Raw genomic sequence first — 21189 nt, 5'->3', positions numbered from 1 at the left:
AGTTTCTTTTCATCCCGATAAATAAAACTCAATAAAATATATGTATCGATCATAAAAATTTATCAACGTGATTTCATTTATAATATTGCTACTCTTCTTCGTAAATCATTTTAACGCTCATCTCACCATCAAAACCATAATACCTCTTAATAGGGCCCCCGAATATGATCTTTCACCTTATTTTGATAAAAGCTTTGGATACGTTCTAGCTCCTCTGGCGTGAACGAAGGAACCTGAACCGTACCGAGGTTATCCTCTACCTGACGTTCGTTTTTAAATCCCGGAATTACACAGGTAATGTTCGAATTGTCCAGAATCCAGCGCATTGATGCTCGGGCCATATTTCCACGGCTTTCCGCAATCCATGCCAGGTCTCTCGCCAGCTCAACACCCTTATTGAATGGCAGTCCTGCGAACGTTTCACCTACATTGAACTGTGCACCGTCTGCATTGAAGCTCCGATGGTCATCCGCGGCAAATGTACTCGTTTCTGTAAATTTCCCAGTCAGTAGTCCGCTTGCTAACGGTAATCTTACGAGAATCCCTACGCCTGCTGCTTTCGCCTGGGGAAATAATTCTTCGGCAGGTTTTTGGCGGAATAAGTTGTAAATGACTTGAAGCGCCTTCACGCCAGGAATGCCAATAGAGAACAAGCCTTCCTCAACCGTCTCTACGCTCACCCCATAATGGCGGATTTTGCCTTCTGTTTTTAGCTTGTCCAGCACCTCGAACACATGACCAACCTTCAAGATGGAAAGTGGCGGGCAGTGTATTTGATACAGATCGATTCTTTCACGTTTCAATCTTTTCAAGCTGCTCTCACAATATTGACGCACGGACTCCTCAGAATACGTACTAAGATCGTGAATATCGCCGGCGCGGCAAAACTTCGTTGCAACATGAATTTTATCTTCTTTTCCTTTGGTGGCCTTAGCTAAAAGCTCTTCTGCATGGCCCGAGCCATAAACATCAGCCGTATCAAAAAAGTTGACCCCCGCATCCATAGCCTGATTTAAACCTTTCAGCGCCTCATCATCATTTGCGTGCCCCCATCCGCCACCAATTGCCCATGTACCGAAGCTAACTTCACTAACTTGAAGCTCTGTGTCTCCCAATTGACGATATCTCATACGCCTCTCCTCCTTCGTGTTATAACTCACAATTTGTTTGATGATTATTCAACATTTCTAATTTATTTCCTTTGGCTGATAACTGACAAATGCCAGCTGCTTGCTATCGGGCGACCAAGAATTAACGTTAATTGTACCCTGGCCCCCAAACAGCTTAACTAGTGTGCGAAATTCTCCGCCAGCACTAGACATCAATCGAATTTCTACATGCTTATTCGCTGGATGGTCTCCCGGAGCGACATCATCCTTGCCGTAGGATAGAAAGGCTACGGAATCTCCATTGGGAGAGATATGCGGGAACCAGCTGTTGCTTTCATCAAATGTCATTTGTGTCTGTTCACTGCCATCGGCTTTCATTCGCCATACCTGCATAAGGCCAGTACGGACTGAGTTGAACCAAATGTGCATGCCATCCGGTGAGTATTCGGGGCCGTCGTCAAGACCAGGAGAATCAGTCAGCTGCATTTCAACACCGCCGGTTACAGGAATGGTGTAAATATCATACTGGCCGTTCCTCTCGGCACAATAAGCTAATGTGCTGCCGTCTGGCGACCAGCCATGCAGATAGCTGGGTGCTATGGGTGTGATGAGGACCGGATTGCCGCCCTTTAAGGGCAAAACATAAATGCGCGAATGACCATCCTCCTGAGTATGGTGACTTACCGCGATTTGAGTATTATCAGGCGACAGTACATGGTCATTGTTACATTGCGTGGCATATCCCGTATCGATAATCGTACTTTCTAGCGTGCTAATGTCGAAGGAATAGAGGTGACCTAAGCTGTTATAAATGAGCCGCTTACCATCAATTGTCCAATTTGGCGCTTCAATCAGTTCATCAAACTGGGCCAAAGCCTTTCGTTCACCAGTCTGAATATCCACCGTTTCAAGGGTACTAATCACATTTCGACCTAAGATTTTGTTAGGCTGCTTTAAAGTATTCATTTTGTAGTTTCACCCTTTCCATTTCTTGTTTGAAGTGGGAATGCAGTCTGAGGTGATCTTAAATTACATTGGGTATGTATGTATTCAAGTGTTTCTTTTGTTTTACCTTCTTTCCATCCTTTACAAATTCGATCTCATAAACTTTGTAAAACTGTTCAAATCAAAAATCCGACTGCTTTGCCTGCTCTCGGCAGCTGAGAGGTTCTTTTCAGACGTCTCGTGCCACTTTCGTCTGCATTCGGGCCTCCGAGACAGCTTTTTCTGCCTTCTCAGGCTGCAAATCCACTAACTTAACTGCTCTCAGCAGCTGAGAGGTTCTTTTCAGACGTCTCGTACCACTTTCGCCTGCATTCGGGCCTCCGAGACAGCCTTTTCTGCCTTCTCAGGCTGCAAACACACTAACTTAACTGCTCTTTGTAGCTGAGAGGTTCTTTTCAGACGTCTCGCGCCACTTTCGCTGCATTCGAGCCTCCGAGACAGCCTTTCTGCCTTCTCAGGCTGCAATCCCACTAACTTACCTACTCTCAACAGCTGAGAGGTTCTTTTCAGACGTCTCGCGCCACTTTCGCTGCATTCGAGCCTCCGAGACAGCCTTTTCTGCCTTCTCAGGAAGCAACATGCTACTTTACTTAGATCATCTAAAAGTGTCTTTTGACCTCTCACTGCGACACCATTCCCACACTATTGCGATGAATTTCATTGCCTCGGCGGACCAAATAAAAAAGCAAGGCTCATTAGCCTCGCTTTTCAAAGTCCGATCTGTCCGTTTTTACTACTTACTCCGTACCTCAAACATAGCAAACTTCAAATAATGTCCCTCATCTACACCGAGGATGCGAGGATGATCCATACCTGCTTCACGGAACTCTATTAAACGCAAAATTTTACCTGCATCAGTCGCCGCCGCGTGAATGGTCTCTAGGAACAACTCGGGATGCATGTGATAGGAACAACTCGCTGTTACCAAGTAGCCACCTTCATTCACAAGCTTCATGCCGTGCAAGTTAATATCCTTATAGCCGCGGCAGGCACCTTCGACGGCGCTCTTCGTTTTTGCGAAAGCAGGAGGATCAAGAATGACCACATCCCAAGTTCGTCCACCTTCTGCAACGGGCTTCGACGTATCCACTTTAGCTTTACCGCTGCCAGCACTGGCACGAACCTTACGCTCATCCAAGCCTTTAACTTGTGTACGCAAGTATTCGAAAGCATCTGCGACCACAAACTCTACTCGTTCTTCAAAACCGTTTAGAGCAACGTTCGTACGCGCACTTTCAATCGCATGCTCCGAAATATCGAGGCAGGTTACTTTTTTCGCACCGAATTTACAGGCATTTAGCGTGAAGCTTCCTGTATGGGAGAAACATTCAAGCACCGACGCGCCGTCCCAATATGGAAAGGAAACGACTTTGCCATTCGCATTCACAGGGAGTGTCTGGCTCACGCCATCTTCCTCAACTTCTTTCAGTTCAATTCCGCTGCGATGCCCCCATCCTGTCATTAAAGGAGCGATAGCTGCACGGTTCTCCCTTTGGTCAAAGAAATAACCGGTTTTCTGACCTTCTTCAATATCAACGCGAATGCGCAGGCCATTTTCTAAGATGTCAACGTGCTTGGGACACTCGCCATATAGTAAGCCCTTAGTCTGTTTCAAGCCTTCCAGCTCACGAATCGAAACATCACTGCGTTCAAATATGCCTGTTGGCTTCACAACCTGAACCAATGCGGCAACAATTTGCTCTCTGCAGCGATCCATCCCCATGGTAAGGAGCTGCACAACCAGCGTACTCTCAAATTTATCTACAATGAGCCCTGGCAAAAAGTCGGCTTCACCATAAACCAAGCGATAGGATTGCGCATCTTTTACAAAGCGCTTGCGATGCTGTAAACAACGCGTAAACCGCTCAACAAAAAATTCCGTTGTCATCGCTTCAAGCGGTTTGTAGGATACGATTCGGACCGTAATTTGGGAAGCCTCGTTATAATAACCCGTTGCTAGGTATTGGCCGAGATGTGTTTGAACTGGAACTAGTTGTCCTGGCTCGATCTCACCATCTACACGCTCGATTTCACTTTTGTATACCCATGGGTGTCCTTGCTCCAAACGAGCTTTACGTTTCTTATGTAAAAATACTGCTGTCATTATACTTTTAGCCGTCCTTTGTGTGAAACCGTTCACTCTCATCAGCTTGCTTGTCATGCTTGTCTGTACGGTCACATATATTGGTTGAAAAATGATTAGCAAGCTCGCAAAGGAGATCTGCTGCAATGATAACTGCCATCGTACTGCCTGTATTGACAGGCTTAGCTCTATTTCTGTTCGGGATGAAGTTGATGGAAACCGCACTTCAGCGGTGGGCAGGCCCTCGCCTCCAGCTGTGGCTGGAGCGGTTTACCCGCACGCCGGTACGCGGCCTCGCCACCGGCACCGTACTCACGGCGGCGCTCCAAAGCAGCACCGCCATTACTGTAATCGCCATCGGCCTCGTAGGCGCTGGCGTACTGACCTTCCCGAGAACGCTCGGCGTCATTCTCGGAACGAACATCGGCACGTGTCTCACCACCGAGCTGATCGGACTCAGCCTCGGTGGCATCGGCGTGCCGATGCTACTCGCGAGCGCCGGCATCTGGCTCGCGAGCTGGTTTGCTGGGCCGCTCCCGCAGGGCAGGGCCCCCACTGCTACCGCCGCGCAACCGCTAGCGGCGACAATCGGCTCGTCCGCCACCATCGGCGGGCGAAGCTGGCTGCGCAGCGTCCGCTACGGGTCGCTTGCGGTCAGCGGCTTCTCTCTCGTGCTGCTCGGCATCGAGATCATGCAAACCATCGGGCCAGCTTTGCAGTCCCGAGGTCTGTTCGCCTGGTTCGTGCTCCAGGCGCAGCACAGTCTGCTGTGGGGCGTCATCGCCGGTGCCGCGGTCACCGCGCTTGTACACAGCAGTGCAGCTGTCATTGCGATGGCGATGGGCCTCGCAGCTGTTCAAGGCATTCCCGTCGAGCTTGGCGTAGCGATAACCATCGGTGCCAATGTCGGCACTTGTGTAACCGCACTAATCGCCGGGATGAGCAGTTCCCGCGCCGGGCGATACGTCGCCTGGTCGCATATCCTCCTCAATGTCGGAGGCGCAGTGCTATTCTATCCCTTCATCCATCAGCTCGTAAGCCTTTCAGCTCTTCTTGCCAACGATGCTTCCGAACAAATTGCCCGTTCCCAAACGATATTCAATATCGTATGTTCCTTGCTCGCTTTGCCGTTATGCTATCTTAATATGTGGAAGCGTCTTGAGTTCCACTCACAATAGCAACACCAGAGCTTGTCCCTAATCTTGTTGCCCCCGCTTCAATCATAGCAATCGCAGTTTGTAAGTCTCTAACGCCACCCGATGCTTTCACACCAATCGTATCGGATACGTTTTGGCGCATTAAACGAACGTCTTCCACCGTAGCCCCACCAGGACCAAAGCCTGTAGATGTTTTAACGAAATGAGCGCCTGCTTCTTCAGAAAGTCGACAAGCTGCTGCTTTTTGCTCATCATTTAGGAAACCCGTTTCCATAATTACTTTAACAATCGCTTTGCCTTTTACAGCGTCCACAACTTGTTTAATGTCAGAACGAACAGCGTCATACTGCCCTTCAAGCAATAAGCCAATCGGCAGGACAGTGTCAATTTCAGCAGCCCCATTCTCTACTGCCTTAGCCGCTTCAAAAGCTTTCACTTCGCTCAAGCTTGCGCCAAGCGGGAAGCCAACAACAGCAGCAACCTTTACACCTGTTCCTTCTAGTGCTTTACTTGCTGTTCCAACAAACTGGGAGTTTACACAAACACTAAAAAACTGGTGCTTCGCAGCTTCCTCACACAGTTTGTGGATCGCAGCTGTGCTCGCATCTTGTTTTAGTAACGTATGATCGATGTATTTTGCAATTTCCTTTGCGCTCAAAGTACTCATTTGATGCACCTCATCTTTTGATTTTTGAAACCATTCCCTATTTAAACCCTTTAATGAGAAAACCTCTAGCATAGCCATTCAAGATGAGCGACTACGTTTAGAGGTAGATTTTATAGCCTTAAGAGAAACGCATTACAAATTCACGACATTAGCCGCTTCTAAAACACGAACCAGCTGTCCTTTGCTTTCATTAACACCGGCTTCCGTTACCTTCACTCGGCAAACTTGACCGATCATATCTTCGGAGCCTTGGAACACAAGCTGCACATAATTATCGGAGTAACCCATGTACAATCCGCTGTCAGGAGCGCCTTTGTAAGCTCGTTCCGGAATGACTTCAAGCACATCACCTACAAATTTCTGCGCGTAAGCAAGCTGCATTTTCTCGGAAAGATCGATCAGCTCGTGTACGCGGACATTTTTGATTTCCTCATCCACTTGATCTTCCATCCGCGCAGCAGGAGTACCTGTCCGTTTGGAGTAAGGGAAAACGTGCATTTCGGAGAATTTCATTTGCTCCATAAACTTGTAACCGTCGCGGAACATTTCCTCAGTTTCACCTGGGAAGCCAACAATAACGTCGGTCGTAATCGCGACATCCGGCATGATTTCATGAAGACGTTCGATCTTGCGAGCGAATTCCGCTGTTGTATACTTTCTGCGCATCCGTGCGAGAACTTGATCATCGCCAGCTTGCAGCGGGATATGCAGATGACGGCACATTTTGTCCGAGGACTTCAGAACTTCGATGACTTCATCTGTAATTTGGCTAGCTTCAATCGAGGAAATACGAATCCGTTTCAATCCTTCTACCTTATCCAAATCCCAAAGCAGCTTCGCTAAGCTGTAGTCCTCAATATCTTCGCCATATCCACCAGTGTGAATACCCGTCAGTACGATTTCTAGATAACCAGCAGCCACAAGCTGCTCAGCTTGCGCTATAACGCTTTGCGGTTCACGACTGCGCATCAATCCGCGTGACCATGGAATAATGCAGAAGGTGCAGAAGTTATTGCAGCCTTCTTGGATTTTAAGAAAAGCTCTTGTCCGATCGGCAAAATCAGGCACATCCAGTTCCTCGAACTGACGTGTTTTCATAATGTTGCGTACGGCATTGATCGGCTGACGATCTTGCTCAAATTGTTTCACGAGCGGAATAATTTTCTCCCGATCCTGTGTCCCGATCACCATATCCACGCCTGGAATCGCCATAATTTCCGCTGGTGACGTCTGCGCGTAACATCCAGTTACGGCAACAATGGCTTCAGGATTACGACGAATCGCACGACGAATCATTTGGCGGCTCTTCTTATCCCCTGTATTCGTAACGGTACATGTATTAATGACATACACATCTGCCGTATTCTCGAAATCAACCTGCTCGTAACCCTCATTTTTGAATAGCTGCCAAATGGCCTCTGTATCATAGAAATTTACTTTACAACCTAATGTATGAAACGCTATCGTTGCCATAACGCTTATCCTCCCATCTCTCCGGTTTCATAGAAAAGACACGTAAGACCTACCATTGCGGCAGTCTCCGTGCGTAAAATGCGTGCCCCCAGCGACACGGAAGCGAAGCCAGCCTCTTCAGCCTGCTTAATTTCCTGTTCCGTAAAACCACCTTCAGGGCCAACCGCAATCAGCACTTGTTTCCCTAGCCCCAATTTACCGGCTGCTTGCGCTTCCTGAATAGCAGGCTTTAATTGCTGACCTTCTTCCTTCTCATAGCAAATCCAAGCGACATCCGCTTCCTTCGCACGCTGCAGCAGCTGCTTCCAAGAATAAACGGAATCTACGTGCGGCACACGATTTCGGTGAGCTTGCTCCGCCGCTTCTTTGGCAATCTTCTGCCAACGTTCGGTGCGTTTTGCTTCTTTCTTTGCATCGTACTGCACAATCGTTCGTTCTGATAAAAAAGGAAGAAACCGGGCTGCCCCGATCTCAGTCCCTTTTTGAATAATAAGTTCCATCTTATCGCCTTTGGGCAAGCTCTGTGCAATCCACACCTGAACAGCCGCTTCAGCATCCATAGGCAGCTCTTCCACGATTTCTGCGGTCGCTTGCCCTTTATCCAGCTCCGAAATACGAGCGAGCACTTCACGGTCTACGCCATTACTGCAAATAATCTTGTCTCCAATGTCTGCTCGCATGACTCGAATCAGATGATGTGCGTCGTCTCCCTCTATGGTGACTGTATGTGTAGCTTCGTGAAACTGCTCAGGCGGGAGAAAATAACGCTGCATAGTCTAAGCCTCTCTATCTTCGTTCATTTCGATATTGAAGTGAAACTTCCACTCACCATCATACCTTTTTTGGTCGTGGAAATCTACAATGGGTTGAATTTGGAACCGTTACATACCCAAGATCCAAACAATCGGCTTTGATAAAATGCGGACGATGTCTCCACCCAAACTTAAGTAGGGATCTAAAGTCACTTGACGTAATGGTCTTACAAATACAACTAACAGGAAAATGACCGATGCCCATTGTTCAAACTTCTGCAGCGACTCCGTGTATCTCAGGTCCACCAGATCTTGAATAATACGGTAACCATCTAATGGTGGAATCGGAATTAAATTGAACAGAAACAAGGTTAAATTAATGCTTAACATCTTACTCAGAAATTCTTGCATAGCTTCGGCACTACCCACACTCATGCCTTCTAACCAACCATATTTCTGAAATAACGCTATAACAAACAATGTAATAAATGCCAAAATCAAGTTGCTGAGCGGGCCTGCTGCCGTTACGATAATCCCCATCAAGCGGGGACTCTTGAAATTGCCGCGGTTCACTGGTACAGGCTTCGCCCAACCAAAACCAGCAATCAAAAGCATAATCGTACCGAACAAGTCTAGATGGACCATCGGATTTAAGGAAACTCTGCCGAACTGATAAGCCGTAGAATCTCCTAATTTATAGGCGCTATACGCATGAGCAAATTCATGAATGGTAAACGAAAGAACGAGCACTAGAATAACAAACGGCAATGTACTCCAGTCATAAAACAATAATCCTCCCATGTATGGACACCTACAGCTTTCTAGCTACAATCACTACCCAATTCGAATCATAGTTTTTCTCTACGATCGTAAATTTGGCTGCAATTAGTGCTTTTTCGACATCAGCTTCTTTGTTTGTAATAATCCCTGAGGTGATATAGTAACCACCTTGCTGCAAGACTTCATACACATCATCTACGAAAAGAACAATGACTTCAGCCAAAATATTCGCAACAACCAGCTGTACAGGAATTGTGACACCCAGCTGCGCAGCGTCTTCGGTCTCGCTTTCTTTCAGTACTCCGAGTAAATCACTAAGTTTGACAGTAATCTTATCTTCGAGCTGATTCTGTTTTGTATTATCAAGCGCACTCGTCACAGCTACCGGATCCAAGTCAACAGCAAGTACATGCTTCGCACCTAGCTTCGCAGCTGCAATCGAAAGAATACCGGAACCAGTTCCCACATCAATGACGTCGTCTCCTGGCTGGAGCACCTTCTCCAGTGTTTTTAAACAAAGAGATGTTGTCGCATGTGTACCTGTACCGAAAGCCATCCCGGGATCAAGCTCCAAGATCAATTCATCAGGCGAAGCCGTATACTCTTCCCATGTTGGTTTAATCGTCAAACGGTCAGACACGCGAATAGGTTTAAAATACTGCTTCCAAGCATGCGCCCAATCCTCATCGTCAACTTCTATTAACTCAAATGTAGGATTTCCAGTATCGATATCGAATTCTTTAAGCTGCTCAACAGATTCCTTCAGGTTAGCCATGATAGGTTCCATATCTGTGCCATGGTAGAAGTAACCTTTAATGACGGCTCTTCCCTCTGGGATATCGTTAAAAGGTGTTTCGTACAATTGACCAAACGAGGTATCTCTCTCTTTGTTTAAGGTCCCTGATTCTTCAATGGAAACGCCCCCGGCGCCCAGTTCATGAACAAAGTTCGTAATCATTTCTATTGCTTCTTCTGTCGTATGTACAGTTAATTCCTGCCAAAGCATCGGTATTGCTCCTCCTGTCGGTTATCACTTACAAATAAACCAAGCCCTAATCGGCTATTTGGGCTATTTTCACACTGATTATTGTACTACACTTCTCTTCTTGGGTAAAATGGCGTACAACTTGTAAGCGCTCTAATATTATTCCTCTTCCTAACAACTTCCTAATACCTTCATGATAGATTGAAAAGTAGACTGAACTTATCCCCAAGTCCGACATTATTAATCCTTAGAACGGAGTCTTCCCATGTTCAAAACACTCTTATTCTTGCTTGTTTTCCTATCCGTTGAGTTGGTAGCCCCATTCACAACAACACCCTTGCTTGCGGATAACTATAGCCAAGTTACCGCACATCGCGGCAGTTCCGCAGTCACGCCCGAGAATACGCTCCGCTCCTTTCGTCAAGCCATCATCGATCGGGCAGGTATTGCTGAACTGGATGTCCAAGAGTCAGCTGACGGAGTCGTCATGGTTATGCACGATGACAATGCCCTCCGTACGACGGGAATTAATAAATACATGTGGGAAGTAACCTCATCGGAGTTAAAAGAGGCAAGCGCAGGCAACTGGTTTAGTTCGGATTTTCTAGATGAGCACGTGCCAACGCTGGATGAAGTCATAGGTTTAGCCAAAGGTCATATAAAGCTGAATATCGAAATGAAAAATAACGGCCATAGTAAGCTGCTCGCTGAAAAAACAGTCGATATTATCCAAGCACACAGCTTTGAAAAGGAATGCACGGTGACATCATTTGATGCAAAGCTGCTTTATAACGTGAAAAAGCTCAATCCTCAGATTAAGACCGGTCTTATTGTGGGGCAGAACACGGAAAACATTGACGCCATCATGGGGAGTTCTGATTACGATGTTATTTCTGCAGCCTATCCCCTCGTAACTGAATCATTCATGAAGCTTGCCGAGACACATCAGAAGGAAGTCTATGTATGGACGGTCAATCAACCGTCTATCATGAAGCAGATGCTTGCACTCGGTGTATCCAGTATTATTACGGACCGTCCAGAGCAACTTGTTCAAGTCATGAGCGGGCAATAAACACTTTATATATGAAAAGCATCTAATCATACAGGCACTAGCCTTTTGATTAGATGCTTTTTTTGAACTTACATAGTTCCGCCTGCGCTTTGAATGACACGTACCGCCTGCTCATAGACAGCATCGTCGATGACGACAGCCAGTATAATGTCAATTCCCGTTACACCGCCACCTCCACCGTCGCTTAAACCGCTTGCCGCTGGATCTGCCGCAATCAAGATTCCTTCATCTGGTGTAGATACATCTGCCGCCTGGGTTAACGAACCCAAGCTTCCGAAGTCCCCCGCATAGGGATTCATCACGGATTGCAAACCACTGCCTGCATATCTGCCGAATCGATCTACCTGAACGTCAATAGCACGCAGTGCTTTCAGCTTGGAAGCTGCTCCCTCTGCTTGCTCCGGTGAATGAAAATAGGCGAGAATACTTTTCTCCGCCATTACTGTTCTTCCTGTCTGTAATCCGCTGCTTGCGCTCTCTCAGCCGCCTCGAAATCATCGGCATCAGCTACTTCTGCAGCGAACTCAACATCCTCGTTTTTTGCCACAGGCAACTTGCTTTGCTCATCCTGGTTTTGTTTCTGATTCATTTGTAAACCTCCTTTAAACACCGTTGAATTTTCATCCATTTTTTATTGTGCCAAAGCATGATTTTTTTATGCCACAAAAAGAAGATGACCGCCTCTCTCGCAGACGGTCATCTTTTATACAACATTCAGACATCTTATTCATTTTTGCTGCCTTTTATAAATCAATTTGGAAAGGGTCACGCTGATTTCATACAACAAGAATAGGGGAATGATGACTAGAATGTCCGAGATGATATCGGGTGGCGTTATGGTTACAGCGGTAACCGCCAACACAAAATAAGCTAGTTTGCGCATTTTAGCCATTCTTTTCGGTGAAAGCACACCAATTTGCGTCAGGAACATCACGACTACCGGCATTTCAAATAAAACACCGAACGGCACCGTCATATTCACCATGAACGTAAAGTATTTCTCAGCCGTATACATCGTTTCGAAGTTTCCGGCCATCCCTTCCAAAAAGGAATATACCATCGGATAGATGATAAAGTAACCGAAGCAAACCCCGATTATAAACAGCAAAGCTAAAGCTGGTATAAAAGCAAGGGTCGCCTTATATTCATGAGCACGAAGCGCAGGCTTTACAAAGAGCCAAGCTTGCCATGCTAAAATGGGCATCGTAATAGCTATAGCCAAAACACCGCTAAGCATGAAATATACCCAAATGACATCGGACGGAGCGAGTATCGTAAGCTTACCTTCTACATCACGTACTAGCCAACGATATACGTCTTGAACATAAACAAAAGCGACGCAAAACGAAATAAAAAAGGCGACAAGCGTAATAATTATTCTTTTGCGCATTTCCTCTAGATGTAAGACAACGGATCCTTGCTTAATGGAAGTGTTCACCGCGCTTAACATTGTTTAATTTTTATCAGCTGCAGCTACATGCGGCTTCAAATCTTCTACTTTCTTCTGTTCTTCTTTTTCTTCCTTATCTCCGTTTAACAGTTCGCGAGTTCCGTTCTTAAATTCACTTAACGTACGACCGAAAGCACGTCCTAGCTCAGGCAATTTGGAAGGTCCAAAAACAATAAGAGCAATGACCAGAATAACAATAAGTCCGCCTACACCGATATTTCCGAATGGCATATGAATGATCTCCTTTTGAGTAGATAGCTACTGATTAGATGAAGATCCCCACCATGCAGTGGGGATTTTACAATTTCGTTTTTGGACTGCTTACCTACTACATGCACTAACCAAGTTTGAATCCGCTGATTGCAACTACGCCACAGCGAGGTATTGTATCACCTGAACGGTGTGGCCACATGCTTGTAGGCTTAGCCAAATCAGTAGTCAATTCACCTGGATGCTGGATGGAAAGGAACAACGTTTGTTCATTCGGCGTAAAGAATGGGCCTGTCATTTCACTTTCTGCAGGTCCTGAGGCAAACTGCAAGGCAACACCCTTGCTTGGACCTTTGGTTGGGATAACGAATAATCCATTGTTCATAAATGATGAGAACACGCCTTTATTATGGCTGCTTGAGGAAATGTCTGTAACAACCCATAAATTTGCATTTGAATCGAATGCTAGATTGTCAGGTGAGCTGAAGCCGGATTGGCGGCCTCCAGCTGCAAATATCTCAAAATCAAAATCTGTTGCTCCAAGATCATTATCCTTCTCAAAAATTCGTGTGATATGACCATGAATATTACCGTGGGCATCATTGTTCGTATGGCAGATAAATACGGTGTTATCGAATGGTGAGATCTCGATATCTTCCGGACGATCCGTAGGCATGCCACCAAGAATAAGAGCAGCCTCATGACAGTATGTAACAACATCACCTTGGTTTTGGAATTTCTTTTGCAAATCTTCCCTTTTGCCGCTTATACCAGCCGGATTTTTGAACTTCTCATTGGCCAAAGCTTTAGTAACAGCTTCGATCGTCACTGGAATCCATTTGCCGGATTTCAAGTTAGCCACATATAAGGTACCTTCAGATAACAAAGCGGAATTACCGCGACCCAATGCTGCTTCATATTTGTATTTGGAAATAAACTTGTACACACAAGCGTCTTTCTTGTCATCTCCCATATAAACAACAACACGTCCGTCTTTAGCAATTCCCATAGCGGTGTTTTCATGGTTGAATCTACCTAATGCCGTATGTTTCTTCAAGAACGTACCGTCGAATGGATCCACTTCGATAACCCAGCCATAGTGCGTTTGAGGCAATCCAGCTGATTCAGCAGTTTCAGTGAAGTTTTCTTCACAAGACAAAACCGTATTCCATAAAGTAACTCCGCCGGAGCAGTTGGCAAAGGTCCCTTGTACTGTGTTTGCGTTATTTAATGCCGCAATACCTTTGGCAGGACCAGTAAGTTCAAATTTAGTGAAACCGTTAATTCGACGCGCATATTTAGAAGTCTTGTCCATTTTCCATGTGCCGGTCTCATCTTGGAATACTTCAATGACGGACATTCCTTGATAATAAAGATCTTTTTCAATTTGTTCTTTCGTAAGCTTACCGTCTTTTACCGGGCCTACTGAGAAAATGAGGGAGTATTCATGATTTGTTGCCAACAACCCGCGTGTATTCGATCCGTTGATCGGGAAAAAGGCATTATAATCTGCGCATTGACCAAACTTATCTCCTGCACTGTTAATCACATCGTCGAATGCTGCAACTACATCGTATTTGTAGCCCTTCGGCAATATCAATTTATCTTCTTTAGATGCCGCAATCGGTTCGAAATAACCGCTTACTTTGTTGGTCCCGAAACCAAACAAGTGGTCTGCAGTTGGCGACATAGCGGATGCTTTGCCTTCGAGAGTACCTAGTCCTGCAGATGCTGCTGCTAATGCGGCAGCTCCGGTACCGAGGTAAGATAAGAACGTACGGCGGTCAATATTTTTTTCCATTGATATGTACAACTCCCTTAGAAATTTATTAGACTTCTAAGACAAGCTTACGTTGTGAACATCAACACAGTGTTTTGCTCATTTAAATATTTTGTAAATGAAGGAATAAATAAAAAAAACACCCCACATGAAACTTTCAACAGATTAATCTCTGTGAAAGCTCTGTGGGGTGTTTCATACTTCTCGATGGCTATTAATCGCCTAAGAAGGCTCTTTTCATACGTTCAAATATCGATTGATTTTGCTCAGAAGTATTTTCCCCGCTTTGTTTACCGAACTGACGGAGTAAATCCTTTTGATCTTCGGTCAGATTCGTTGGCGTCATTACAATGACTTTCACGTGCTGATCACCTTGACCGAAGCCGCGAAGGTGAGGAACCCCTTTACCTTTTAAGCGGAAATACGTATCGGTTTGGGTACCAGCAGGAATTTTGAGCTTAACCTTTTCAGTGAGCGTTGGAATCTCGATCTCATCACCTAACGCTGCCTGCATGAAGGTTAATGGAACTTCACAATAGACGTCATTGCCTTCACGTTCGAAGAATTCGTGTGTTTTCACACGAATAACGACGTAAAGATCGCCCGCAGGACCTCCACGAGTTCCGCCTTCACCTTCGCCGGATACACGCAGTTGTGCGCCATCATCAACACCAGCAGGAATCTTGATGTGGATGGTACGCTGTTTTTTCACCTTACCAGCGCCATGACACGTTCCGCATTTTTCTTTGATGATCTTCCCTTGGCCATTACACGTCGTACAGACACGACGGTTAACAATACGGCCAAACGCCGTATTCTGTACCACTTCCTGCTGACCGCTGCCGTGACAACCGCCGCAAGTTTCTGGCTTCGTACCTGGCTTAGCACCGGATCCGTTACACGTATCACAATTTTCAGTTCGAGGAATATGGATATCGGTTTCTTTCCCGAAAATCGCTTCTTTGAACTCAACCGTCATTGTGTATTGCAAATCATTTCCACGCTGCGGAGCATTCGGGTTACGACGGTTTCCACCGCCGCCACCGCCAAAGAACATATCAAAAATATCCCCAAAGCCGCCGCTGAAGTCTTGGCCACCCATGCCCTGATTAGGATCAACATGACCGAAGCGGTCATACTGAGCTTTTTTCTGATCATCGCTGAGTACATCATAAGCGTCTTTCGCTTCTTTGAATTTATCTTCCGCATCTGCGGCTTTGTTCACGTCAGGGTGATACTGACGTGCCATTTTACGGTAAGCCTTCTTGATATCATCTTGCGATGCATCTTTGCCTAGCCCAAGCACCTCATAATAATCACGTTTACTCATTGTTCCACTCCCATGTTCAAGACTACAAACGGAAAGTCAAAGCCACGGAGAAACTCCTGTTGGCTTTGACTCATACGTTTTCATTTCAAATAAGTGTTTAAAAAATGGCTTTCAAAGTCAACTTTTTAAACTTCATCTCAATAGGATATGATTATTTTTTGGGTTCGTCAACAACTTCGTAGTCAGCGTCGACAACATTTTCTCTGCCTTTAGGGGCTTCGCCAGCACCAGCATCGCCTTCAGCACCTTGTGCCCCAGCAGCTTGCTCATACAGCTTCACGGAAAGTTGCTGAATGACTTCTGTCAGCTCTTCTGTTGCTTTTTTGATCGCTTCGAGTTCATTACCAGCTAGTGCAGCTGTTACTTTCTCTTTTGCAGCGTTCGCTTTGTCGATCTCACCTTGGTCTACTTTATCGCCAAGATCTTTGATCGTTTTGTCAACGGAATATACGAGTTGATCCGCTTCGTTGCGAGCTTCTACAAGCTCTTTACGGGTACGGTCTTCCTCAGCATGAGCTTCCGCATCTTTCACCATTTGTTCAACTTCTGCATCGCTTAAGCCGCTGGAAGAAGTAATCGTGATTTTTTGGCTTTTGCCAGTTCCTTTGTCGAGTGCAGACACATTAACGATACCGTTCGCATCGATATCGAAGCTAACTTCGATTTGTGGAACGCCACGCGGAGCTGGAGGAATATCACCAAGCATGAAACGGCCTAGTGTTTTGTTCCCGCTAGCCATCGAACGCTCACCTTGAAGCACGTGAATCTCAACGCTAGTTTGGTTATCTGCATAAGTGGAGTACACTTGTGATTTCGTTGTAGGGATCGTTGTGTTGCGGTCGATCATTTTCGTGAACACACCGCCAGCTGTTTCGATACCAAGAGAAAGTGGTGTTACGTCAAGAAGAACGACGTCTTTCACTTCACCTGTCAATACACCAGCTTGAACAGCTGCACCAAGGGCAACAACTTCATCTGGATTAACGCCTTTGTGAGGCTCTTTTCCAGTTAATTTTTTGATCGCTTCAACAACCGCTGGGATACGTGTGGATCCACCAACAAGAACTACTTTATCGATTTGGCTAGTGGACAAACCGGAATCCTGCAGTGCTTGACGAGTTGGTCCAAGTGTTCTTTCAACAAGACTAGCGGAAATCTCTTCGAACTTCGCACGAGTTAGGTTCAACTCCAAATGCTGAGGAACGCCGTCAGCTACTGTAATGAACGGCAGGGAAACGGTTGTTGTCAGAACGCCGGAAAGCTCTTTTTTCGCTTTTTCAGCTGCATCTTTCAAACGTTGTACCGCTGCTTTATCTTTGGAAAGGTCGATGCCTTGCTCTTTTTTGAATTCAGCTACGAGGTAATCGATGATGACTTGGTCGAAGTCGTCGCCGCCAAGCTTGTTGTCTCCACTTGTTGCTTTAACTTCAAAGAAACCATCGCCTAATTCAAGGATGGATACGTCAAATGTACCGCCACCAAGGTCATAAACGAGAATCGTTTGATCTTCTGTTTTTTCCAAACCGTAAGCTAGTGCTGCTGCAGTTGGTTCATTGACGATACGAAGAACTTCAAGACCAGCAATTTTACCAGCATCTTTTGTAGCTTGACGTTGGCTGTCATTGAAATAAGCAGGAACCGTAATAACGGCTTGAGTTACGGTTTGACCAAGGTAAGCTTCAGCATCAGCTTTCAGCTTTTGCAGAATAATAGCTGAGATTTCTTGTGGTGTGTAATCTTTGCCATCGATGTGTTCTTTGTGGTTAGTACCGATGTGACGCTTGATGGAGCTAATTGTTTTGTCTGGGTTTGTGATTGCTTGACGCTTTGCTGTTTCACCAACTACACGCTCGCCATCTTTCTTGAAACCAACAACGGAAGGGGTTGTACGGTTACCCTCCGGGTTAGGAATTACGACGGCTTCGCCGCCTTCCATTACGGCAACGCAAGAATTTGTTGTACCTAAGTCAATACCAATTACTTTACTCATGTAAAGCTGCCTCCTTTTGCTCCTATGGAACATTTCGTTTATTTGAATGTTGAGAAAAAATAAGATCTCTTACACGCTAACTTTGACCATGGCAGGTCGGATGACTTTATCTTTGAGGATATAGCCTTTTTGCAGTTCTTCTACCACGATACCTTCTTCGTGCTCTTCGGATTCAACCTGCATAACCGCTTGGTGGAATTCCGGATTGAACGGTTGACCTACGGAATCGATCGGTTTAAGCCCTTCTGCTGTTAGCAGTTGATCAATGCCGCGGTACGTCATATCCAAACCTTTCACCAAAGCGTCGAAATCCTTCGTCTCTTTGCTTGAAGACAGCGCGCGATCGAAGTTATCTACAATCGGTAAAAGCTGTTCAATCAATTTAAGCGAAGCGTATTTCGCGAAATCTTCCTTCTCCGCTCTAGCGCGGCGGCGGAAGTTGTCGAAGTCCGCTTGAACGCGTAATAAACGCTGATAGTTTTCTTCTGCTTGCATACGCGCCGTATCCAACTCGCTAACTTCTTTGGTTTCCTCAGAAACCTCCGCTTGCGAATCTTGGCTCACCGCTTCTTGTTGTTCAGCGGCTTGCTCGCCTTCGGCTGCGTATGTAGTGTTCACGTCTTGCTCGGCTGTTTTGTTTTCTCCAGTACTCAATTGTCCTTCACCTCCTAAACATAATACATCATACTCTCTCTGACGTCAGTTTGCCCATCTTTAGGCCTCTTCAAAAGGCTGTTTCATCTTAATAACCGTATGAATGCGCAGCACAGCGGCAGCAACTTCTCCAGCCGCTTGCAGAGCGTGAATTTTCACATCAGCTGGATCCACAATACCTGCTTCTAAGAAGTCAGTTACTTGTCCGGTATCGCAATCGATACCGAGACTGTCGGTTTCCAGCGCAATCTGCGCGGCTTTCAGCTCTTCAACCTTCTCGAGCGGATTGTAGCCCGCATTGACGACAATCTGGGCCACTGGCTTGCGAAGTGCCCCTGCGACAGCGGCAACACCGAAGCCTTCCATGCCCTTCATCGTCTCACGGACGCGCTCGAGATCATGGGCGACCGCCATCTCCGCGGCGCCGCCTCCGGGCAAGTACCCGCCGCGCACAGCGGCTTGAACCGCTGACGCAGCGTCCTTCGCGATGCGCGAGCGCTCGTGCGCCGCTTCGCGTGTCGCGGCGCCGACGATCACGGTCACGTGCTGCTCACCGTGACCGCGCGCTACGCGCACGCGCTCCAGCCGCTCGTCGTACGCGGCATAGCCCGCGTGCCCGAGGGCGGCGCCGAGCTCCGGCGCGCTCTTGCGCAGCGCTGTGCGCCGCACCGGCCTAGCGCCGGTGTGCTCGCTCAGCAGCTGCATGTCCCTGCGGGACAGCCGCTGCAGCACGATAATGCCATGGTCGGAGCAGAACTGCTCCGCCTCTGGGTCAACCCCGCGGTCTGATGCAATCAGACCGACGCCAAGTTCCAGCAGCGAGCTTAGGCTGCTGCGGAACTGCTCCCGCAGCTGCATGTAGCGCTGGAAGCCTGCCTCGGTGACCAGCGCTTCTTCGCTGACCGTCTCAGGCTCCAGAGCATCATGCAGCACGAGGATTCGAGCATCGCGCAGCTCGTGCTCGAGATGCAGGTTCATCGGCTTCTGGTTCAGCAGAATGCCGGTCCATACCTCGCTGCTCGCCTCTTCGTGGGCGAGCACGCTGTCTGCGAAGCGGTAGCCGTCTTCGCGGAGCTTCGCCTCACCGACCGCTTCGGCTGCCTGAACGATGAGCTTTGCGATGTCCGCTTGCTCCCTACCGGCTGTGATAGCAATGCGCTTCAGCGCGCTATCACCTAAACCGACAATCGCGCGGCTTCGGCTTTGTAAGCTTTTTACCGCCAGCTCGATGCCTTGCAGCATTCCGCTGACGACCTTCGCGACCGGTACACCGCGCGTCACCTGAGCGACGCCTTCTTGCACCAAAGCTCCGGCAAGAACCGTTGCCGTCGTTGTACCGTCGCCGATTTGGCGCTGCTGGCTGCGTGCGACCTGAATCATCAACCTGGCCGCGGGATGGGTGACGTCCATTTTTTCCAAAATTGTTACACCATCATTGGTAATAATGACTTCACCCTGCCCACCAACTAACATGGTATCGAGACCTTTGGGTCCAAGTGTCCCCTCGACTGCAGAACAAATCGCTCTTACAGCGGCAGCATTGTTGACCAGCGTAGAGTAACGTTCCTCTCCCTCGCTATGAACTGTTTTCATTCCGCTCATTTGCCATACCAACGCCCAAGGACGACTTCAAGATGCTTCGACAAATGCTCCATTAAGCTAATGACCCTGCCGTATTCCATTCGGGTAGGACCCAAAATCCCTATCGTTCCAAGAGGCTTATCACCGATTGAATAGGAAGCCGTTATTAAGCTACAATTATTGATAGCTTCAATACTATTTTCAGCACCAATTTTAATCTCAATGCCTTCATTTGACGATGTAAACAATTTGATAAGGGTTGGTGCTTCTTCCAATAGATCAAAAATGCTCTTGACTTTGTCAACATCTTTGAACTCGGGTTGAGTCAGCATATTCGTCATACCGCTTAGGAAGACGCGATCCTTCTCATTACTTTGAAGTACACTTTCCACAACCGCAAGAAGCTCTTGATACCCGTTCACATATTTGCTTAACTCGCTCGAAATTTCATTATAAAGCCTGGATTTAAACTCTATCAACGGTACATTTTTAAGCTTTGCATTCAGAATATTAACGACCTTCTCGATCTCAGACATCCGTATGCCTTCAGGAATGGAAACTGTTTTATTCTCCACATGACCCGTGTTCATAACAATAATGGCAACGGCTGTCGTCTCTGTAAGCGGGATAATCTGTAGGTGTTTCAGCGTTGTACTGAATACCTCAGGGCCAAGCACGATCGATGTATAATTCGTAAGACTGGAGAGCATACCCGCAACATGCTGGATCACACCTTCCATCTCTTGAATGCGTTCGGCAAAAGCACCCTTCATGGAGTCCAAATCGTTATTATGCAAAGTACCGTGTTGAAGAATATGATCGACATAATAGCGATAACCTTTGTGCGAGGGTATACGACCTGCGGACGTATGGGGCTGCTCCAAATAACCCATTTCTTCGAGATCAGACATCTCGTTACGGATCGTCGCCGGACTGAATCCGACATTGCCCCGCTTCGAAATACTTCGCGAACCAATTGGCTCTGCTGAACGAACATAATCATCAATGATAGCACTTAAAATCATGCGCTGACGCTCCGTCAACATAAGGTACCCCTCCTCTTCACAAATCACTATTTGCCACTTTCGTTAGCACTCGTATTTAGTGAGTG

At 46.8% G+C, this 21189-nt stretch carries 20 protein-coding genes; 2 read left to right on the top strand and 18 right to left on the bottom strand.

Annotated features, from left to right (window positions below):
- Nucleotides 1–146 precede the first annotated feature (146 nt).
- The 3 genes from QFZ81_RS11400 to QFZ81_RS11390 form a co-directional block, all read right to left on the bottom strand.
- Nucleotides 147–1130: an aldo/keto reductase gene (locus QFZ81_RS11400; protein WP_307602806.1), complete on the bottom strand. Its 984-nt coding sequence runs from the start codon at nt 1128–1130 to the stop codon at nt 147–149.
- Between the two features lie 57 nt (nt 1131–1187).
- A complete protein-coding gene (locus QFZ81_RS11395; protein ID WP_307602804.1) occupies nt 1188–2075 on the bottom strand; it encodes a TolB family protein in 888 nt (295 codons plus the stop codon).
- Nucleotides 2076–2847: 772 nt separating this feature from the next.
- Complete coding sequence (locus tag QFZ81_RS11390; RefSeq protein ID WP_307602802.1) at nt 2848–4218, bottom strand: class I SAM-dependent rRNA methyltransferase; 1371 nt, start codon at nt 4216–4218, stop codon at nt 2848–2850.
- Nucleotides 4219–4343: 125 nt separating this feature from the next.
- On the opposite strand from QFZ81_RS11390, the gene QFZ81_RS11385 reads away from it, so the two are divergent.
- The gene (locus QFZ81_RS11385; RefSeq protein ID WP_307602800.1) at nt 4344–5375 is read left to right on the top strand and encodes a Na/Pi cotransporter family protein; all 1032 of its coding nucleotides are present in this window, start codon (nt 4344–4346) and stop codon (nt 5373–5375) included.
- Here QFZ81_RS11385 and deoC read toward each other — a convergent pair.
- The 5 genes from deoC to prmA form a co-directional block, all read right to left on the bottom strand.
- Nucleotides 5338–6021 carry a deoxyribose-phosphate aldolase gene (gene deoC / locus QFZ81_RS11380; protein WP_057303124.1) on the bottom strand — a complete coding sequence of 228 codons (684 nt, stop codon included), beginning with the start codon at nt 6019–6021 and terminating at the stop codon, nt 5338–5340. The genes QFZ81_RS11385 and deoC overlap by 38 nt on opposite strands.
- 132 nt (nt 6022–6153) lie before the next feature.
- On the bottom strand, nt 6154–7494 hold the full coding sequence (gene mtaB / locus QFZ81_RS11375; protein ID WP_307602798.1) for a tRNA (N(6)-L-threonylcarbamoyladenosine(37)-C(2))-methylthiotransferase MtaB: 1341 nt from the start codon (nt 7492–7494) through the stop codon (nt 6154–6156).
- Nucleotides 7495–7499: 5 nt separating this feature from the next.
- On the bottom strand, nt 7500–8267 hold the full coding sequence (locus QFZ81_RS11370) for a 16S rRNA (uracil(1498)-N(3))-methyltransferase (RefSeq protein ID WP_307602796.1): 768 nt from the start codon (nt 8265–8267) through the stop codon (nt 7500–7502).
- 108 nt (nt 8268–8375) lie between these two features.
- Nucleotides 8376–9047 (bottom strand): site-2 protease family protein, encoded by a 672-nt coding sequence (locus QFZ81_RS11365; RefSeq protein ID WP_307602794.1) that lies wholly within the window; start codon nt 9045–9047, stop codon nt 8376–8378.
- A gap of 10 nt (nt 9048–9057) precedes the next feature.
- Nucleotides 9058–10032: a 50S ribosomal protein L11 methyltransferase gene (gene prmA, locus QFZ81_RS11360; protein ID WP_307444405.1), complete on the bottom strand. Its 975-nt coding sequence runs from the start codon at nt 10030–10032 to the stop codon at nt 9058–9060.
- A 244-nt stretch (nt 10033–10276) separates the two neighbouring features.
- Here prmA and QFZ81_RS11355 point away from each other — a divergent pair, with 244 nt between their 5' ends.
- Nucleotides 10277–11083, top strand: a complete 807-nt coding sequence (locus QFZ81_RS11355) for a glycerophosphodiester phosphodiesterase (protein ID WP_307444408.1) — start codon at nt 10277–10279, stop codon at nt 11081–11083.
- 68 nt (nt 11084–11151) lie between these two features.
- Here the strand turns inward: QFZ81_RS11355 and QFZ81_RS11350 are convergent, their stop codons facing one another.
- From QFZ81_RS11350 to hrcA, 10 genes are all read right to left on the bottom strand, one after another.
- Nucleotides 11152–11523 carry a hypothetical protein gene (locus tag QFZ81_RS11350; protein WP_307444411.1) on the bottom strand — a complete coding sequence of 124 codons (372 nt, stop codon included), beginning with the start codon at nt 11521–11523 and terminating at the stop codon, nt 11152–11154.
- The gene (locus QFZ81_RS11345; protein WP_307444414.1) at nt 11523–11672 is read right to left on the bottom strand and encodes a YfhD family protein; all 150 of its coding nucleotides are present in this window, start codon (nt 11670–11672) and stop codon (nt 11523–11525) included. The genes QFZ81_RS11350 and QFZ81_RS11345 overlap by 1 nt, the downstream gene beginning before the upstream one ends.
- 138 nt (nt 11673–11810) lie before the next feature.
- Complete coding sequence (tatC, locus tag QFZ81_RS11340; protein WP_307444416.1) at nt 11811–12533, bottom strand: twin-arginine translocase subunit TatC; 723 nt, start codon at nt 12531–12533, stop codon at nt 11811–11813.
- A 3-nt stretch (nt 12534–12536) separates the two neighbouring features.
- Nucleotides 12537–12764, bottom strand: a complete 228-nt coding sequence (locus QFZ81_RS11335; protein WP_307444417.1) for a twin-arginine translocase TatA/TatE family subunit — start codon at nt 12762–12764, stop codon at nt 12537–12539.
- A 106-nt stretch (nt 12765–12870) separates the two neighbouring features.
- Nucleotides 12871–14544 (bottom strand): PhoX family protein, encoded by a 1674-nt coding sequence (locus QFZ81_RS11330; RefSeq protein WP_307444419.1) that lies wholly within the window; start codon nt 14542–14544, stop codon nt 12871–12873.
- Between the two features lie 193 nt (nt 14545–14737).
- The gene (gene dnaJ, locus QFZ81_RS11325) at nt 14738–15853 is read right to left on the bottom strand and encodes a molecular chaperone DnaJ (protein WP_307444422.1); all 1116 of its coding nucleotides are present in this window, start codon (nt 15851–15853) and stop codon (nt 14738–14740) included.
- A 151-nt stretch (nt 15854–16004) separates the two neighbouring features.
- On the bottom strand, nt 16005–17843 hold the full coding sequence (gene dnaK / locus QFZ81_RS11320; RefSeq protein ID WP_307602792.1) for a molecular chaperone DnaK: 1839 nt from the start codon (nt 17841–17843) through the stop codon (nt 16005–16007).
- Between the two features lie 69 nt (nt 17844–17912).
- Nucleotides 17913–18497, bottom strand: a complete 585-nt coding sequence (grpE, locus tag QFZ81_RS11315) for a nucleotide exchange factor GrpE (protein WP_307444428.1) — start codon at nt 18495–18497, stop codon at nt 17913–17915.
- 60 nt (nt 18498–18557) lie between these two features.
- Entirely contained in the window at nt 18558–20099 is a 1542-nt protein-coding gene (locus tag QFZ81_RS11310; RefSeq protein ID WP_307444429.1) for a TCP-1/cpn60 chaperonin family protein, read from the bottom strand.
- Nucleotides 20096–21124, bottom strand: a complete 1029-nt coding sequence (gene hrcA, locus QFZ81_RS11305; protein WP_307444431.1) for a heat-inducible transcriptional repressor HrcA — start codon at nt 21122–21124, stop codon at nt 20096–20098. Before hrcA ends, QFZ81_RS11310 begins: the two co-directional genes overlap by 4 nt.
- Nucleotides 21125–21189: the final 65 nt, after the last annotated feature.

This window comes from Paenibacillus sp. V4I9, assembly GCF_030817295.1.
Taxonomy (GTDB): Bacteria; Bacillota; Bacilli; order Paenibacillales; family NBRC-103111; genus Paenibacillus_E.
The sequence above is the reverse complement of the archived record's forward strand: the minus strand, read 5'-3'. Positions and strand labels throughout refer to the sequence as shown.

Coding starts and splice junctions, on each gene's coding strand:
- QFZ81_RS11400 (WP_307602806.1), bottom strand. CDS start 1,130: ATGAGATATCGTCAATTGGGAGACACAGAGCTTCAAGTTAGTGAAGTT.
- QFZ81_RS11395 (WP_307602804.1), bottom strand. CDS start 2,075: ATGAATACTTTAAAGCAGCCTAACAAAATCTTAGGTCGAAATGTGATT.
- QFZ81_RS11390 (WP_307602802.1), bottom strand. CDS start 4,218: ATGACAGCAGTATTTTTACATAAGAAACGTAAAGCTCGTTTGGAGCAA.
- QFZ81_RS11385 (WP_307602800.1), top strand. CDS start 4,344: ATGATAACTGCCATCGTACTGCCTGTATTGACAGGCTTAGCTCTATTT.
- deoC (WP_057303124.1), bottom strand. CDS start 6,021: ATGAGTACTTTGAGCGCAAAGGAAATTGCAAAATACATCGATCATACG.
- mtaB (WP_307602798.1), bottom strand. CDS start 7,494: ATGGCAACGATAGCGTTTCATACATTAGGTTGTAAAGTAAATTTCTAT.
- QFZ81_RS11370 (WP_307602796.1), bottom strand. CDS start 8,267: ATGCAGCGTTATTTTCTCCCGCCTGAGCAGTTTCACGAAGCTACACAT.
- QFZ81_RS11365 (WP_307602794.1), bottom strand. CDS start 9,047: ATGGGAGGATTATTGTTTTATGACTGGAGTACATTGCCGTTTGTTATT.
- prmA (WP_307444405.1), bottom strand. CDS start 10,032: ATGCTTTGGCAGGAATTAACTGTACATACGACAGAAGAAGCAATAGAA.
- QFZ81_RS11355 (WP_307444408.1), top strand. CDS start 10,277: ATGTTCAAAACACTCTTATTCTTGCTTGTTTTCCTATCCGTTGAGTTG.
- QFZ81_RS11350 (WP_307444411.1), bottom strand. CDS start 11,523: ATGGCGGAGAAAAGTATTCTCGCCTATTTTCATTCACCGGAGCAAGCA.
- QFZ81_RS11345 (WP_307444414.1), bottom strand. CDS start 11,672: ATGAATCAGAAACAAAACCAGGATGAGCAAAGCAAGTTGCCTGTGGCA.
- tatC (WP_307444416.1), bottom strand. CDS start 12,533: ATGTTAAGCGCGGTGAACACTTCCATTAAGCAAGGATCCGTTGTCTTA.
- QFZ81_RS11335 (WP_307444417.1), bottom strand. CDS start 12,764: ATGCCATTCGGAAATATCGGTGTAGGCGGACTTATTGTTATTCTGGTC.
- QFZ81_RS11330 (WP_307444419.1), bottom strand. CDS start 14,544: ATGGAAAAAAATATTGACCGCCGTACGTTCTTATCTTACCTCGGTACC.
- dnaJ (WP_307444422.1), bottom strand. CDS start 15,853: ATGAGTAAACGTGATTATTATGAGGTGCTTGGGCTAGGCAAAGATGCA.
- dnaK (WP_307602792.1), bottom strand. CDS start 17,843: ATGAGTAAAGTAATTGGTATTGACTTAGGTACAACAAATTCTTGCGTT.
- QFZ81_RS11310 (WP_307444429.1), bottom strand. CDS start 20,099: ATGAGCGGAATGAAAACAGTTCATAGCGAGGGAGAGGAACGTTACTCT.
- hrcA (WP_307444431.1), bottom strand. CDS start 21,124: ATGTTGACGGAGCGTCAGCGCATGATTTTAAGTGCTATCATTGATGAT.